A 15,258-nucleotide genomic window follows, 5' to 3' on the forward strand; every position below is an offset into this window, starting at 1 on the left:
TAATGCTTATCTATGGTGCGAGTTGCGTGCCAATTAGGATGTTAGTTATTTTTCTCAAATTGAAGCGTAGTAATGGTAATAGTATAGTCATCAACTAATTGATGAAAAACGATTTTTCCATTGAGTCTATCTTTATCACTGTACTGGATATGGATAATTTCAGTCCCTTGATCGTCGTAGATACTTCTGGAATTATCCTTCTCAACTATTTTCCACTTTACCCCATTTAATGGGTCTTCCCAAGCCGATGCAGGCCACAAAGTAATCATCAGGTTGAATAATACCTGCTGTGGTTTGGGCAGTACGCCATCTAAACCTGTTAATACATCCGTTGTGATCTGATCGCCCTGATATTCCACCGAAAGAATGCGAGTACCCCACGAGGAAAACCCTGCCAATACGAGCTTGTCTTGAGTGACTTGCAGTTGCACCGGCAGTTGCTGGGTTTGATCGGATTTTCCATTATGCCATGTTGCTTCAATAAGCTGACTGGCGTTAAGAGCGTAGCCCAAAGACTGTGGAGTAGGTAAGTGCACTGTATTTTTCGCGGTGATATTCACCGCTGGAGTGTGATGCTGCGGCGTAGAGCTACAAGCGCCTAGCAAAGCACTAAATACTAAAACGCTGAATACTTTGCGGTATCGATTAAAACGGCTCATCAAGCTCATGATTAAGTTAATGACTAATTTCATTGCTTATCCTTTGCATTATAGTTCTTTGCGCTGATGGCGAGAGGAGAGAGCAGCCAAGCCACAAAAATGCCGCATAAAACGGTAATACCAAAGCTATGGATTGCATGAGTTTGGCTTAAAGACAGCAAACCAAAAGAGAGCAAAGTGGTCAGTGCGGATAATGTGATGGCCAGTAAGGTACTTTGACTGCGCGATTTTTCGGCAAAAAACAGCGTGTAGTCAATGCCAATACCAATAATCAGTATCAGTGCTAAGAGATTAAATAGGTTCAATGATGCGCCCGTTGCCGCTGCTGCGCCAAGTCCTGCAAGGCAGGCAATCAGTGACGGTAGTAAAATTTTCATTGAGTGCTTAAAGCCATAGCGTTTTACCAATATCAGAGTAATAACTGCAAGAGCTGCCAATAATAACTCAAGTACTTTTACTCTATATTTGGCAAACAGGGCTGAGATTTCTTGCGCTTTATCAAGGTAGCTAATATCTGAATGAGAGTGAGCGTAGGCTTTTATCTGCTCATCATCCGTCAGGTTTTGCAATACCACGACACTAGCCACTTGCTGCCCAACGGCACCCACATATAAAAATTGCGTGGGATCAGAGACCGAAGAAGCCAGATAATCCTTGAGCGTAGTCGGAGCAAAATCTTGCGACAGTTTAGGCGCATTAGTCAGGGTAAGAGCGCGCTGTAATGCTGGCCCTTGAGTTTGATAAAGCTGACTGATGAGCTGATAACTGTCATGTTGACGCGTCGTTGAACTGATGTATTGCGATAGGGATTGATGACCGCTAATCGCCCCTTGGTTTTGCCAAGTATCCAATTCTAATTCTAGTGACTCAAGGCGTTGCAATAACGCTTCATTATTTGCCGCTGTCACCACTAACATTTGTTGAGACGACTGCAATCCCGTGAGCTTAGCAATAAACTGCTCTTGCTGTTTTAGATTATCAGGCATAGCTTGCAGCTGCCTGATGTCATCATTGTAGTGTAAGCCAGTAAGCGGTATTAATGCTGCGACTAAACAAATAGCAGGTAGAGAAATTTTAACCCAACGTTTTGACCATAAGGTCAGCCAGTATTGCCAAATCTTTTGACCCGGTAAAGGTCGATTAGCGGTCGGCTTAGTCGCCAAAATAGGATACCAAGCCACCACTGTTGCGTAGGCGGCAATCAGGCCAATGGATGAAAACAGTGCCAGTTGTTGCAAGCCGGGGAAAGGGGCAATCAGCATACCTAAATAGCCAATTAAGCTGGTGGCAAGTCCCATCGTGATTGCGGCAAAAATATGCTTCAAACCTTTGTGGCTATCCCAGTTTTCACCTGCGGCAAGGCGCTCAGTTAAGTAATGAAATGCGTAATCAATGGATACGCCAATTAGGCTTGCGCCAAACACTAAACTAAATAAATGAATGCGGCCAAATATTAACGTAGTCAGTGCTAGAGCGGATAACAAGCCCACGCTGATCGACAAAATGGCTAACGACAAAGGCGCGGCGCTACGAAATACCCCAATGACTAATACAATGACGCCAAGTAAAGAAAATAAGCCAATGGTGCTGATTTCTGATTTTGCGCTTTGAGTGCCAAATTCTGCGTAAAACAGGACCCCAGTATGCAAGGTTTGCGCTTGATACTGCTGGGTTAGCGTTTGTTCAATCGCGCGTATCTGACTGACCCCACGCTGAGCATTTAAGCTATAAGGTGAATCTTTTAGGGTCGCAGTGACCAATATGTATTTTTTGCCTTGCAGTTCTTTAGTTAGAAACCCGTTATCTAAGGTGAATGCTGAGTTTGCTTGGGTTAACTGGGCAAGATAATCTCGAAATAGTAAAAACGGGTCATTGCTAAGTTCATTGCCTGTGACACCAGAAAAAGGATTGTAGAGTGACTGAACCACATATTGCACTTGCGCTTGAGGTTCATTTTTAAGGCGCTCACGCTGCTGCGAACTTAACTGCTGAAAGCGGTTATTAAAGTAGTAAGACGCCCACTGTTGCTGCTTTTGTGGATCGACTTTACCAACCACTTCTTTAAATAAAGTGGTATCAGTAAGAGAGCTTTGTAAATGACTCGCCGCGGCAAATGTTTGCTTGTCATCATTGGCGGTCACGACAAAAACCACTTTATTACTTAAGCTACTTGAGAGGGACTCAAAGGCTTGTTCGGCAACTGGATTTTGTTGATTAACCGGCAACAGCTTAAGAATATTGGTTTCTATAGGAGAGTGGCTTGAATCACTCCACTGTTTGGCAAGCATGCCTAAAAATAGCAATACTAGCGCCAGCCATGCCCAAGCGATTTTTTTAGTGGTTGATCCTAGTGGCACTACGCGACTATGGCTTGAAGCTGAATTGTGCTGTTTCAGCATCATTGAGTGTCTCAGGTTGATGGGTTTGATTGGAGAACAGAATCTCGGTTTTATCTCCACGGATCTCTTGCAAGGTTAAGCTATCAATATCTTGGTTACCGGCTAAAACAATTGATTTAAAGACTGCATTTAATGGCGCTTTTTTCGGTGTCAGCGTCAAAGTCCAGTGTTCATTTTTGGCAGCAAAGTCCATAGCAAACTGCTCTTTTAATGCTTCAGTATCCCCATGAAATACCGCTAGAAAAACATGGCTAAAATAGAATGCCATCGGGTTTTCTTTAGCCGTGATGACTTGTGGCTGCTGGCCTGAGAATGTTTGGCGCAGTTTATCTTTGGTCAACACTAAATTGACAGTAAAAGGGGTGGTTTGTTGCCAGAGTAATCCATGCTCTTTGCTCAGCACAAATTGCCCTTTTGAGCTCAGAGGTTGTGCAAACATTTCAATTTTGCGCAGTTGAGTAAAGTCGCCGCGTACAATCGAGTGTTGTGAAAGTTGCGTTTGCAATGAAGTAAGATCGGTTACCTTGGCCCAAGCACTGTTAACCCAAGCATATTGAGCTGCGATGATAAGGGTAAATGCTAACCACTTTTTCATGTTATAGGCTCCCATGTTGATGCCAATGATCCACTTTATCGGTAAACACTTTAGGCGAAACAAAGCTCATTTCTTGCTCTTTAATTGAGACCGCCACTTGCATGGTGTAACCCTTAGACATTCTTTGCCCAGTGCTCGCATCATAAATCACGTAATCGACGCGCAATCGATTTTCCCACTCAGTGAGCTTTGCGGTGACTCGAATTTCATGACTAAAGGGAATCGCCTTAACGTATTTAACCCGAGTATCAATGATCGGCCACATATAGCCAGATTGGCTCATTGCCATATAGCTGTAGCCAATCTTTTCCATCAATATCCGACGTGCTTCCTCAAAAAAGCGGAAGTAGTTACCGTGGTAAATAACGCCCATTGGGTCAGCATCTTGAAATGAGGTGACTAATGTCACCTCAGATTCGAGCGGAAATCGAATTTCTTGCTCCATTAATCCTCCGAGTACAGAGCCCAATGGCGCTGCTGGATACGAGCCATGAAATGGCGAAGATCTTGCTCAAGAGGGCGATCTTCTACAACAAATTCAAACTCTTCAAGAACCGCATCACGAATCGCTTTAAGATTGTCACTTAAATGTTCATCATCCAATTGATTGTGACGACGACGGATTTCAAGTGCTTGAACACTGGCCAGTAATGCCGCAGAAGCGACTTGTTCTGTTAATTCTAGAACACGTATACAGTCTCTTGCTGAGATTGTGCCCATGCTCACTTTGTCTTGGTTATGACATTCTGTTGAGCGAGAGAATACGCTAGCGGGCATGGTGTTTTTAAGTGCTTCTGCAGTCCATGCTGAAATACCAATTTGTACCGCTTTAAAGCCGTGATTAATCGGTTTACGTTCACCTTCCGCGCCGGTTAGGTTAAACGGTAGGCCGTTGTTAAATTTGTAATCCATTAACTGCGCCATTTGGCGATCAAGGAGATCGGCAAGGTTAGCTACGCCTGTTTTTAGTGTATCCATCGCCATAGCGATATGACCGCCATAGAAGTGACCACCGTGCAGTACGCGCTCGTTATCACCATCGATGATTGGGTTATCATTGGCGCTGTTAAGCTCGTTTTCAATCAGTGAACGCAACCACGGTAGAGAATCTTGAACCGTACCAATAACGTGCGGAGCGCAACGTAAAGAGTAACGATCTTGCAAACGATCACTGTTACGAGGTGGAAGCTCGGCGTTAAGATCTTCACGTATCCATGCGGCAATTTTTTGCTGACCTGGGTGAGGTTTAACGGCAAACAACGCTTCATCAAAGTGGAATTGATTACCGTTCATGCCGACAGAAACTAGTGCGGTAATTTTAGCGCAAAGCTGAGCTAGATATTCAGCGCGCTTATAAGCAAGACAAGCCAGTGCAGTCATTACCGCTGTACCGTTCATCAGTGCTAAGCCTTCTTTAGGCTTAAGTTTGATAGGCGTAATACCAAGCTCTGCAAATACTTTTTCTGTTGGCTGAATTTCGCCTTTGTATAGCACTTCACGTTCGCCAATAAGGGCTGCTGCAAGGTATGACAGTGGCGTTAAATCACCACTTGCGCCAACAGATCCTTCTTGAGGGATACGCGGTGCGATGTCGTGATTAATTAGAGTAATGATTTGTTGAAGCAGCTCAGGTGTGACACCTGATACGCCTTGCGCCAGTGAACAAAGGCGAGTCGCTAATACCGCTCTTGATTGCTCATGAGTTAAATCTGCGCCAAGTCCACAACCGTGAAAACGAGTTAGGTTTAAAGGTAGGTCATCAATTAAGTGCGGTGGAATAGCAACAGTACAAGAGTCACCATAACCGGTAGTGACGCCATAAATAATGCCTTCTTCTCGCAGAAGTCGCTCTAAAAAGGCAACGCCACGGTCAATTTTTGCCGTGTATTCTGCTGAGTTATTGAGGTTAGCATCAGCGCCTTGGGCAATGTTAACAACGTCTTCGATAGTCAGCGCCTGTGCGCCAAAGGTAATGGTGTTATTGTTTTTTACTGTCATCTTTCTGATCACTTAATGTCCAAAAATTAAAAAAATTATACCACTGCAAAGGGGCTTGCAAAGTGTAGTGCTGCAGGCGCTTGGCATAATCTTGTACCACCTTTTGTAAGGCTTGTTGACGCTCTTTTCGAGGTAAAGTAATGCAATCACTAAACGGTTCGAAGTAAACATCAAAATGAGGCTCTTTTTTAGAATCGTCTCTTAATCCAAAAAGCAGGTAAACCGGAGCTTTAAGAACAGAGGCCAGTAAAAAAGGACCTTGTGGAAATGGTGCGGGTTTCCCCAGAAAATCAGCCCAAATTGAGCGAGTTTCTTTGCTGGTGGAGGTTCGGTCACCAACGATGACGACCCATTCACCCGCTTCAATTTTTTGCTGTAATAAAATAGCGGTGTCTGGCCCCATGGTATTCACTTGAATGAGGTTTAAATCGGAGTTCGAGTTGACCGCTTTCATTACTGTATTAAATCGCTCGGCATGTTGGGTAAACACCAGAGCATTAATTTTCACATGAGCATATTTGCGTGCTAAAGCGCGGCACAATTCGATATTGCCCAAATGAGATCCGATTAACAGTACGCCACGGCCTTCTTCAGCTAATTTGGCAAAGTGCTGTTGACCATGAATGGTTAAGTTATCGGTATTAAAATCGCCTTTCCACGCCGCCAGTTTATCGAGCATAGTGTGGCCAAAAGAAAGCAAATGATGGTAGCTATCTAAGGGCTGAGGCAGAGCGATATTATGTTGATCTGCGTAGGTCTGTAACTGAGTTAAATAAAGCTGAGAAGCAAGCTTGGCGTCTTTTCCTGTCAGGTAGTAATAACGCATGACTATCTTGAGAATGAGGTTAAACACCTTGCGTCCGAGCAGGCTATAAATAGCCAACATCAGCTTAATACCTAAAATCGTGCCTTGTTCTTGTCTTTTAGACCAGTGAGCCTTTTCGCTAGCAGGCTTTTTGTGCCATTTTCTGGCCAGTAGTTTTGGGATTCTTGGCAACATGCCAAAAAATAGTTTGGTATGCATCCAGCTGATTTTCACGTTATCCCATAGGGCGTCAAAGTGAGAGATGCCTCCTTCAGGGTATATAACACGGGTATCAACAAAATCAATATCCACACCTTCCCAGTACATACGCACCAAGATCTCGATATCAAAATCCATGCGCGTACCAATCGCATACTTGTCGAGTACTGAGACGGTTTTAGCAACAGGGTAGGCACGAAATCCGCACATACTGTCTTTAATCGATAAAGATAAGGTCTCAATCCAAACCCAAATATGGGTGGCGTATCGGCCATATAAGCGAGATTTTGGCACGCTAGCATCATAAACGGGCTGACCTGAAATCAGATGGCTAGGGTTGGTCTGAGAGCGAGCCAGTAAATTGGGTAAGGCTTCAATATCATGTTGGCCGTCGGCATCAATTTGAATGACGTGGCTATAGCCAAGCTCATTAGCCTTGCGAATCCCTGCCATAACAGCGCCACCCTTGCCGGAGTTGTGCGCCAGTGTTTCCAGAGTAATGGTCTGGTCTTGGGCGAGCTTTTGTAATGCTTGCTTAGTGTCTAGGTTGCTTCCGTCATCAACCACAATACAAGGTAGAGAAAAAGGTTTGAGTGATTCAACAACGCTTGCCATGGTACTACCATGGTTATAGCAAGGGATCAAAAAGCAAGGTTGATACGGTTGCAAGTTATACCCCTAACTTCATTTTGCCAGAGGAATGAATAACCAAATTGTCGTCTTTTTGCGAGCTGTATTTAAAGGCAAGTTTGCCCTTAGCTTGATCCCAACTTAGCGATAAGGTCACTTCAGCATCGGGTAAAATAGGCTCTTGAAACTTAATCACTTCCATCCCTTTAAATAGAGGCGGTGTATTAAGATGCTCGACGGCGTAAAACAGCGCCCAGTCAATTTGGCTCACTCCAGGTAACAAAGGAAAGTGAGTGAAATGACCGCGAAAATCCAAGATATCAGCGTCCACTTTCATTGCTAAAGTGGCCTCTGTCTCTGAGACATCAAGTTTGATTATGGTTGGTTTTCTTTTATCCATGGCGTTCACGTCGTTATGCTTGGAAGAGTGTTTTAATGTCATCTACTTGGCGTTTCCCTTGGCTATTGAGAGGGATCTCGCTAACTAGACGATACTTTCTTGGGATTGCCACCGGCTCTAGCCAGTCTCGCAATTGAGTGCGCAAAGCAATCCAAAATTTACCTTTACCTAATCGTTCAACTTCTTCAATGCCCGTTGCCGTTAAAACTAAAACGGCGCAAATGGTTAAACGGTGGCCTTGCTGCATTGCAATAGTGGCACTTTCTTCTATCCAGTTTAATTGTTCGAGACGCTTTTCAACCTCAACTAGAGAGACGCGTTTTTCTTCAATTTTGACCACGCGATCGGTGCGACCTTTGAGATCAAACGAGCTTTTATCATGCAACAAGCACTCATCTGCCGTTTGATACCATTGCTTGCCTGCAATATGAGGCGCGCGTAGGCGAAGGCAGTTCTCACCATTAAGCTCGGCTACTACACCGGGGAAAAGCTGCCAAGGCGTAGTTGGAGTCTGTTGTTGTCTAAAGGCGATACCACCAGTTTCGGTACTGCCGAAGACTTCAATAGGTAATCCACCAAACAGCTGAAAGCTGTCTTTAGCCGCTTTTTCTGGCAATGGACCACCAGATGAGAACACCGCAGCAAAAGGTGTACTGTTGGTCTTTTCAACTAAATGCGTGTGTAAGCGTTTTAGCAGGGCAGGGCTACTAATGAGAGCAGTTTGCTGATTGGCATGGGCTATGACCTGCTCTGGAAACTCAAGATTGTAAGTTGCAAAAGGGCGAGCGGCGCATAAAGGCCATAAAAGACGGAAAAGCAGACCGTAAATATGCATATGAGAAACGGTACTTTGAATACGGCAATCGGCAAGCGTTGCTCCCCAAAGGTGCTCTAAAATAGCTATTTCGCTATCAAGTTGTTGCAGTGTTTTGCTTATCGCTTTGGCTTTACCACTAGAGCCTGAAGTAAAGAGAGTGATATTTACTTGTGCAAGATCTAAAGGTGAAAAATCGGTTGCGCTATTGCTGTGAGGCAATGAAGAGACTTCGAGTGAATCTAAATCGCTAATAGTGGCAATATTAGTAGCAATATCGCTATCGTGCAGTAACAGGTCAAAATGAACACTGAGTTCTTTGAGTGACTGCGTTTGATAGTTGCCCGGTAAAACTAAAGATTTATTAGCGTAGCAAGAGGCAAAAAAGCCTACGGCAAATAGATAGCTATTACTAAAGCACAACGCAACTCGCGTAGCACTACTGTCAGTTAATTGCTTGGCATAGTGGCGGACGTCACTTTGAAAATCAGCCCAAGTCATGCTGCTTTGTTGGTTGCCTAGCGACTGTTCAAACGAAACAAGCGAACTATCTACACGCTTTGAGTTTAGTAGATTAGCAATAGAATCGATGCCAGTTTGCTTAACATTCATTTATTTAACGATCCTTAAGAAGTAACTGGCGAACAATCCACTCACCGGCAAATAAACAACCTGCGAGGATATAACTGATTAAGCCGTTGTACAGCGTCCAAAGCTCTAAAGAGTGGAAGCAAGTGTAAAGTGCAAATAGCCCATTACCAATAAAGAACAGACACCAGATGATGGTGACTTTTCGCGTATAATCCACGCCACTTTGCGGTAATTCAGGGTCTTGTAACCGTGCTAGGCGCTCTACTATCGTTTGTGGTTGTCGCAGGCTTGATGCAAACACCATCAACATACATAAATTGACCACCACCGGATAAAAAGTCAGCCAATTATGTTGCTTAAATAGCGCGCCCAAACAGACCAACGTTATTCCGACAACAGCGCTCACTTGAGCGACGTATTTGAGCTCTTTTAATTGAGTTTTTTGAACACTGAGTAAGCGAACGCCCAACGCGAGGACCAATAATATCCCCACGATGGAAAAGCCAAACTTATCAATGCCAAAATAAACCGCAAAAGGATAAGCAAGCAGCACGATCGCAGACAAAATTGTCAGCAATCGGCGCATTAATCTTCCTTAAGAAGCTCAGCGACTGCATTCACCACGTCATCAACGGTGCGAACGGCGCTAAATTCAGCCGGTTTGATTTTTTTACCAGTAACGTTTTGTAGATGAACAACAAGATCAACAGCATCAATGCTATCTAAATCGAGATCGGTATATAAATGAGCTTCTGGAACAATATCGGCTGCATCAAGCTCAAATAACTCAACTAGTGCGTCTTTAACTTGTTCAAATACCTGATCATTACTTACATTTGTCATGACTGCTTATACCTACAAATTATTCGCTGACTTGTGAAGAAATATAGTTAGCTAAATTGCTTACAGACGCAAAATGCTCACGAGTACTAGAATCATCAGCATCAATGATGATGTTATATTTCTTTTTAATCGCTAAACCTAATTCTAGAGCATCGATTGAATCTAGACCTAATCCATCACCAAAAAGTGGTGCTTGTGTTTCAATGTCATCAATTGTTAAGTCTTCAAGATTAAGCGCATCAATGATTAGTTGTTTAATTTCGTTGTGTAGTTTTTCCACTTGGACCTACTTTATGACTAGTGATTATTAGGAAATAATATCTCAGCTAAGTGCTGCTGCAAACGGCGAGCGGCAATTGTCGGAGATTTAGCTTGTTGTATAAAAGGCGACACTTCAACTTTATCTTTCACTTCAATAAGAAAAAAAGGCTTAGATAACGGTACGTTATACCATTTTTTCTCTTTTGTTAGAAAGCTTGATGAAACTGAAATATGCACCACTCGTAAATCTCGTTGGGTACGTATTGCAATTTGAGCCGCGCCTCTTTGTATTTTTGAACTCACCCCAGGTGTTGTTCGAGTGCCTTCAGGGAAGACAAGTAACACATTACCTTGTTCAAACCGGTCCTTGCATCGTAGCAGAAGATCATCGGCTGTTTCATTTGGAATATAACCTGCCGCTTTTACAACGTGTTTCATAAAAGGGTTTGCCCAAATGGAGGCTTTAACTAAGCAATCACAACGCTTAAGTTGAGATGCGATCAGAACATAATCAATTAAGCTTGGGTGGTTGGCGACAATAAGGCAATCGCTGTCCTGCTTTAAAATATCTGCACCGATGATTTTATAATCAATGGCGCCAGTAAACTTCATGAGCTGACAAAAGCCATGAAAAGAGCGCTGAATCATCCCCTGAACACGGTATTCTTTTGTCTTTTGATTTGTGCTAACCAGATGAATTAACGGGATAATAAAAAAGCTTAGTGTCAGTCCACCAAGCCCAAATATCACAAAACAAAATCCGGTCGCAAAAACACGCCAATATTGGTCAAATGTCTTCATGGTTTTTTATGCCATAGCCATTGTTGTGAAGGCGACGATATTGTCCAGTTAAGACTATCCGATAAAAAATGACGAACAAACGTTAATGCTTGAGGCAGTGGCAACTCTTGTGTGTCGTTAGTCATTTGCTTTGATATCGAAAATTTGTCGCCGCATGATAACACTAGCCCAAGCCCATATCCGCGGTAAACTTGGTTTTCATATTTGGTATATGCATCAGGTAAGGGCTCATCAAAGTCGATAACTAATACTTTATGGTTAGGGTTGCTCTGTAAATAACTCCATGCCTCTATTAAAGCGCTTTGGAAGGTATTATGAGATGCCGCTATTGAGGTGACGGGAATGGGCTTTTTAGCCGCAATAGTCGCAAGCCCTGCCGCAGTATTATGTACAGATTGAGAAAACGCCATTGGTGAGGCTTCTTCGCCTCTAACAATGTCATCAATCAATTTAACGCTGCGATGAAGTTCACCATGGCGACTGCTAAATACCAGGTAATCCACCTCATGCTCTTCCAGTAGCTCAAGGGTTGTTTGAACCGCAAGCTTGCTCAAATTACTCATTCGGCGGCGCATCATAGGGGGAATGGAAGAAGTTTCTATTTTTGCATCTTCAGGCCAAAGATCAGTTTTAGCCCAATCTTGCCATTGTTCAGGAGTAGAAATACCCGCTGAATGGGCATTCCACGCATCAATATTGAATTGGATATTTACGCTTGATTTCTGCATAGTTTCTTGAATTGTAGAGGGTTCCATATATGATCAATCCTATGATGCGATTTAAACACGAGCAATCATATAGAAATTTAAAACGGTTGCTTGAGTATATCTGTTCATTTTTGCAATAAGTATTTTCACTTAGATATATACATTAACGTACTAGAGTGAAAAGCAAAAGATGATAGTATTCATCCTAATTGTAATCGTTGGATAAATAACCTCAACGTTAATATCCATCAAGTTTTCTTTACAACAGAATCGGCTAAATAGCGTCTAATTACTCATTAAAGGTTTATTTGTGTTAAATAAAAATCAAGATCCATATACCGCACTTGAAGCGAAAACCGAAGCGCAAAAGTTATCTTTTGCACCTATCGTATTTCATACGGCAAGAACATTGCGTGATTTAGGTATTTTGGCAGTATTAGATTCAGCCGGAGAAAAAGGCCTAAATGCAGATGAGATTAGTCAGCAATCTGGTGTATCAGAATACGGCGTTAAAGTACTTCTTGATATGGCCGTTAGCGCAAATATCGTCACATGGACCAAACCTAATTATGCGATGGCAAATCTAGGCTTCTTTTTACTGCATGATGGCATGACTAAAGCCAATATGGATTTCACCGCTGATGTTTGTTACGCGGCAATGATGCATTTAACCGAAGCCATCGTGGAAGGAAAACCTGCTGGTCTAAAAGAGTTAGGCGACTGGGATACCATTTATGAAGGTTTGTCTCGCTTGCCAGAACAAGCTAAGCAAAGCTGGTTCAATTTCGATCACTTCTATTCAGATCGTTCATTCCCTAAATTGCTAGAAACGGTGTTTGGCGCTGAGCCAAAAACTCTTGCTGATATCGGTGGTAACACAGGTAAGTGGGCAATGCAGTGCTGTAATTATAACGCTGATGTTAACGTGACGATTGTCGATCTTCCTCAGCAGTTAGAAATGGCAAAACAAAATGCCATCGATAATGGATTTGAATCTCGCATTAATCTTTATCCAGCTAATATGCTTAATAAAGAGCAGACCCTACCCGAGAATATTGACGTATGGTGGATGAGCCAATTCTTAGATTGTTTCTCACCAATGGAAATATTAACCATTCTGAAGAAAGTGAAGAAGCAACTGCGTGAAGGCGATTCTATTTACATTCTTGAGCTATTTTGGGATGCGCAAAAATACGATGCCGCCGCTTATAGCTTAAATGCAACATCACTGTACTTCACCTGTCTTGCGAACGGTAACAGCCGTTTCTATCGCAGTGATGATTTCTTAGAGATTGTTGAAGCCGCGGATTTAGTGGTTGAAGAGCGTATTGATAACATTGGTTTAGGCCATACGTTACTTAAAATTAAAGCGCGATAAGCGATTTAATTGGCGACTTATTAAGTCGCGATAAATACAAAAAGAACCCCAATGTAGGTAACTAGAGATAGTTTCTGGCATTGGGGTTCTTTTTTATTTCCTATTTCCCAAGCAAGCAAGCAAGCAAGCAAGCAGTTAGGTGTTTACTGCTTTCAAATGTTGCTGTTTGGCGGCCACGATCTGCTGCGCTAATTGGGCAAAACCAAAACCGCCGTTTTGCTCAAGTAAGTGACTTGGTTTATGGGTAAGTTGCGCCAGAACTTTGCTGATGTTGTTGACACCAAATGTGGTTGGTAGCCACTTAAACATGGCTTCATCATTAAGCGAATCACCTACATAGCTCACTTGCTCAAGGGGTAATGCGTCAAAATCACAGTTGGCTCTAAGGTAGGCTTCCCCGGTGGAGCGCTTGTTATGATCGCCAATCCACACATTGAGATGGATGGAACTGAGAGTGGCATGAACCGGTTTTCCATCAACGATCAACGCTCGGCATTTGTGCATTAATTCTTGTGCGATTTCATCACTCACCGCTACTCGGTCTTGGCTTAAGTTAATCGCAACATCGCAAAAACGAAAGGTTTGATCAGAAGCAAAACCAATATCTTCATATTGAGCGAGTAACGTTTGTAAATGCTGCTTTAATTGATCTTGCTGGCTTTGCAATATCTTTAGCGGTAATTCAGAGTGAACTTCAAATCCATGACTGTGTTTTTGCATCCAAAATGCGCCATTTTCGCCAATTACGCCGTGAACAGGCCAAAGTTTGGCTATTTGGTCACACCAACCAGCGCAAGCTCCAGTCACAGCAACCACTTTAACTCCGACTTGTTCAAGCTCATACAGTGCTTGTAGCGTCACATAGGGAAGTTTGCCTTCCCATGTGAGCGTGTCATCGACATCGGTAAGTAACCATTCAATATTTTGTAAACAGTCAGGATTAAGCGAGTCGATAGAATTAAGCATTCACAACCTCTGGCACCCTCTGTTCAACACGGTTTTTTTTAATCTTTGTACAATCAATATTTGCAGCTGCAACCTGAATATTTTCAACATCAGTACTTTTAATATCAGTTTCTGCAATGCAATTGAATTCGATGCGAGTCTCTTTTTCAGCATCAAATAGGTGCACAGATTGATTATCAAAAGTCAGTCCTAGAACATCACCAGATTGAATACTTTCATGACCATTGACACGAACAACTAAACGTTGCGCGCTAAAGTCTAAGGTATTGCAGTACAGCAACAGATCAGCCCCTAGAGATTCAACTAATTCTACTTTCACGCTAAATCGAGGATTATGTTTGTCTAGTAGCAAATGCTCGGGTCTTAAACCAATTTTGAACGACTGATGAGAAAAGTCCTGCATAGCAATAGGCACAATGGTTTCACCAAGGTGAATACCGAGCTCACTGACGTTTCCATTAAGGATATTCATCGCCGGTGAACCCATGAAGGTTGCAACAAATAACGAGGCTGGCGCATTGTAAATATCAAGGGGAGAGCCCACTTGTTCGACATTACCTTTATTGAGAACAACCAGTTTATCGGCCAGTGTCATTGCCTCTACTTGGTCATGGGTGACATAAACCGAAGTGGTGTTGAGGTTTCGTTGTAATCGTTTGATCTCCAGTCTCATTTGAACACGCAGTTTTGCGTCAAGGTTAGACAGTGGTTCATCAAACAAAAACACTTTAGGTTCGCGAACAATAGCGCGACCCATGGCGACGCGCTGACGCTGACCACCGGAAAGCTGTTTCGGCTTACGATCGAGCAGTGCGCTAAGTTCCAGCATTTCTGCCGCTTCAGTTACTAGCTTATTGATTTGCTGCTTTGGCGTTTTGCGGTTGCGTAAACCATAAGCCATGTTATCAAACACTGACATGTGCGGATACAGAGCGTAGTTTTGAAAGACCATTGCAATATCACGTTCACCGGGTTCACGATCGTTAACCACCCGATCATCAATTTTTAGTTCGCCATCAGAAATGTCTTCTAGGCCGGCAATCATACGCAGTAATGTTGATTTGCCACAGCCACTTGGCCCGACTAAAACCACCATCTCACCATCGTCGATAGTTAAGTTAAGTTTTTGAATTGCTTGATACCCGTTTGGGTAACACTTAGCGATATTTGAAAGAGTTAGGGTAGACATGAT

The 15,258-nt window shown here is 43.0% G+C and carries 16 protein-coding genes; 1 reads left to right on the top strand and 15 read right to left on the bottom strand.

All coding sequences use genetic code 11. The annotated features are described in order from the left end of the window. Positions 1 to 41 precede the first annotated feature (41 nt). Genes A9260_RS06990 through A9260_RS07050 form a run of 13 tightly spaced genes read right to left on the bottom strand, consistent with a single transcriptional unit; the run spans position 42 to position 11,743 of the window. Positions 42 to 692 carry a DUF3261 domain-containing protein gene (locus A9260_RS06990; protein WP_373604469.1) on the bottom strand — a complete coding sequence of 217 codons (651 nt, stop codon included), beginning with the start codon at positions 690 to 692 and terminating at the stop codon, positions 42 to 44. Next, a complete protein-coding gene (locus A9260_RS06995; RefSeq protein WP_068697578.1) occupies positions 689 to 3,058 on the bottom strand; it encodes an MMPL family transporter in 2,370 nt (789 codons plus the stop codon). Before A9260_RS06995 ends, A9260_RS06990 begins: the two co-directional genes overlap by 4 nt. After that, positions 3,024 to 3,653: an outer membrane lipoprotein carrier protein LolA gene (locus A9260_RS07000; RefSeq protein WP_068697520.1), complete on the bottom strand. Its 630-nt coding sequence runs from the start codon at positions 3,651 to 3,653 to the stop codon at positions 3,024 to 3,026. Before A9260_RS07000 ends, A9260_RS06995 begins: the two co-directional genes overlap by 35 nt. Position 3,654: 1 nt before the next feature. After that, positions 3,655 to 4,098 carry an acyl-CoA thioesterase gene (locus tag A9260_RS07005; RefSeq protein ID WP_068697521.1) on the bottom strand — a complete coding sequence of 148 codons (444 nt, stop codon included), beginning with the start codon at positions 4,096 to 4,098 and terminating at the stop codon, positions 3,655 to 3,657. Further along, entirely contained in the window at positions 4,098 to 5,651 is a 1,554-nt protein-coding gene (locus tag A9260_RS07010) for an HAL/PAL/TAL family ammonia-lyase (RefSeq protein ID WP_068697522.1), read from the bottom strand. The genes A9260_RS07005 and A9260_RS07010 overlap by 1 nt, the downstream gene beginning before the upstream one ends. Beyond that, entirely contained in the window at positions 5,632 to 7,344 is a 1,713-nt protein-coding gene (locus tag A9260_RS07015) for a glycosyltransferase family 2 protein (RefSeq protein ID WP_068697523.1), read from the bottom strand. Before A9260_RS07015 ends, A9260_RS07010 begins: the two co-directional genes overlap by 20 nt. 1 nt (position 7,345) lies before the next feature. Continuing rightward, a complete protein-coding gene (locus A9260_RS07020) occupies positions 7,346 to 7,705 on the bottom strand; it encodes an ApeI family dehydratase (protein WP_068697580.1) in 360 nt (119 codons plus the stop codon). A 13-nt stretch (positions 7,706 to 7,718) separates the two neighbouring features. After that, a complete protein-coding gene (locus A9260_RS07025; RefSeq protein ID WP_068697524.1) occupies positions 7,719 to 9,131 on the bottom strand; it encodes an AMP-binding protein in 1,413 nt (470 codons plus the stop codon). A 4-nt stretch (positions 9,132 to 9,135) separates the two neighbouring features. Further along, positions 9,136 to 9,696 (bottom strand): hypothetical protein, encoded by a 561-nt coding sequence (locus tag A9260_RS07030; RefSeq protein ID WP_068697525.1) that lies wholly within the window; start codon positions 9,694 to 9,696, stop codon positions 9,136 to 9,138. Then, a complete protein-coding gene (locus tag A9260_RS07035) occupies positions 9,696 to 9,953 on the bottom strand; it encodes an acyl carrier protein (protein WP_068697527.1) in 258 nt (85 codons plus the stop codon). Before A9260_RS07035 ends, A9260_RS07030 begins: the two co-directional genes overlap by 1 nt. 19 nt (positions 9,954 to 9,972) lie before the next feature. Then, the gene (locus A9260_RS07040; RefSeq protein ID WP_068697528.1) at positions 9,973 to 10,233 is read right to left on the bottom strand and encodes a phosphopantetheine-binding protein; all 261 of its coding nucleotides are present in this window, start codon (positions 10,231 to 10,233) and stop codon (positions 9,973 to 9,975) included. Between the two features lie 17 nt (positions 10,234 to 10,250). Then, the gene (locus A9260_RS07045) at positions 10,251 to 11,015 is read right to left on the bottom strand and encodes a lysophospholipid acyltransferase family protein (RefSeq protein WP_068697529.1); all 765 of its coding nucleotides are present in this window, start codon (positions 11,013 to 11,015) and stop codon (positions 10,251 to 10,253) included. Then, positions 11,012 to 11,743 (bottom strand): beta-ketoacyl synthase chain length factor, encoded by a 732-nt coding sequence (locus A9260_RS07050; protein WP_068697582.1) that lies wholly within the window; start codon positions 11,741 to 11,743, stop codon positions 11,012 to 11,014. Before A9260_RS07050 ends, A9260_RS07045 begins: the two co-directional genes overlap by 4 nt. 289 nt (positions 11,744 to 12,032) lie before the next feature. Here A9260_RS07050 and A9260_RS07055 point away from each other — a divergent pair, with 289 nt between their 5' ends. Then, complete coding sequence (locus A9260_RS07055) at positions 12,033 to 13,100, top strand: methyltransferase (protein ID WP_068697530.1); 1,068 nt, start codon at positions 12,033 to 12,035, stop codon at positions 13,098 to 13,100. A 135-nt stretch (positions 13,101 to 13,235) separates the two neighbouring features. On the opposite strand, the gene A9260_RS07060 is transcribed toward A9260_RS07055, so the two are convergent. Together A9260_RS07060 and A9260_RS07065 are read right to left on the bottom strand one after the other, a co-directional pair. Continuing rightward, positions 13,236 to 14,066, bottom strand: a complete 831-nt coding sequence (locus A9260_RS07060) for an HAD-IIB family hydrolase (RefSeq protein WP_068697531.1) — start codon at positions 14,064 to 14,066, stop codon at positions 13,236 to 13,238. Further along, positions 14,059 to 15,255: a sn-glycerol-3-phosphate import ATP-binding protein UgpC gene (locus A9260_RS07065; RefSeq protein WP_082957090.1), complete on the bottom strand. Its 1,197-nt coding sequence runs from the start codon at positions 15,253 to 15,255 to the stop codon at positions 14,059 to 14,061. Before A9260_RS07065 ends, A9260_RS07060 begins: the two co-directional genes overlap by 8 nt. Between the last annotated feature and the right edge of the window lie 3 nt (positions 15,256 to 15,258).

Source organism: Vibrio sp. UCD-FRSSP16_30, from assembly GCF_001676025.1.
Taxonomy (GTDB): domain Bacteria; phylum Pseudomonadota; class Gammaproteobacteria; order Enterobacterales; family Vibrionaceae; genus Vibrio.

What these genes read in the sequence shown, in the direction of transcription:
- A9260_RS07050 (WP_068697582.1), bottom strand. Translation starts at nt 11,743, where the DNA reads ATGCAGAAATCAAGCGTAAATATCCAATTCAATATTGATGCGTGGAAT.
- A9260_RS07010 (WP_068697522.1), bottom strand. Translation starts at nt 5,651, where the DNA reads ATGACAGTAAAAAACAATAACACCATTACCTTTGGCGCACAGGCGCTG.
- A9260_RS06990 (WP_373604469.1), bottom strand. Translation starts at nt 692, where the DNA reads ATGAAATTAGTCATTAACTTAATCATGAGCTTGATGAGCCGTTTTAAT.
- A9260_RS07065 (WP_082957090.1), bottom strand. Translation starts at nt 15,255, where the DNA reads ATGTCTACCCTAACTCTTTCAAATATCGCTAAGTGTTACCCAAACGGG.
- A9260_RS07025 (WP_068697524.1), bottom strand. Translation starts at nt 9,131, where the DNA reads ATGAATGTTAAGCAAACTGGCATCGATTCTATTGCTAATCTACTAAAC.
- A9260_RS07020 (WP_068697580.1), bottom strand. Translation starts at nt 7,705, where the DNA reads ATGGATAAAAGAAAACCAACCATAATCAAACTTGATGTCTCAGAGACA.
- A9260_RS07005 (WP_068697521.1), bottom strand. Translation starts at nt 4,098, where the DNA reads ATGGAGCAAGAAATTCGATTTCCGCTCGAATCTGAGGTGACATTAGTC.
- A9260_RS07060 (WP_068697531.1), bottom strand. Translation starts at nt 14,066, where the DNA reads ATGCTTAATTCTATCGACTCGCTTAATCCTGACTGTTTACAAAATATT.
- A9260_RS07030 (WP_068697525.1), bottom strand. Translation starts at nt 9,696, where the DNA reads ATGCGCCGATTGCTGACAATTTTGTCTGCGATCGTGCTGCTTGCTTAT.
- A9260_RS06995 (WP_068697578.1), bottom strand. Translation starts at nt 3,058, where the DNA reads ATGCTGAAACAGCACAATTCAGCTTCAAGCCATAGTCGCGTAGTGCCA.
- A9260_RS07045 (WP_068697529.1), bottom strand. Translation starts at nt 11,015, where the DNA reads ATGAAGACATTTGACCAATATTGGCGTGTTTTTGCGACCGGATTTTGT.
- A9260_RS07035 (WP_068697527.1), bottom strand. Translation starts at nt 9,953, where the DNA reads ATGACAAATGTAAGTAATGATCAGGTATTTGAACAAGTTAAAGACGCA.
- A9260_RS07000 (WP_068697520.1), bottom strand. Translation starts at nt 3,653, where the DNA reads ATGAAAAAGTGGTTAGCATTTACCCTTATCATCGCAGCTCAATATGCT.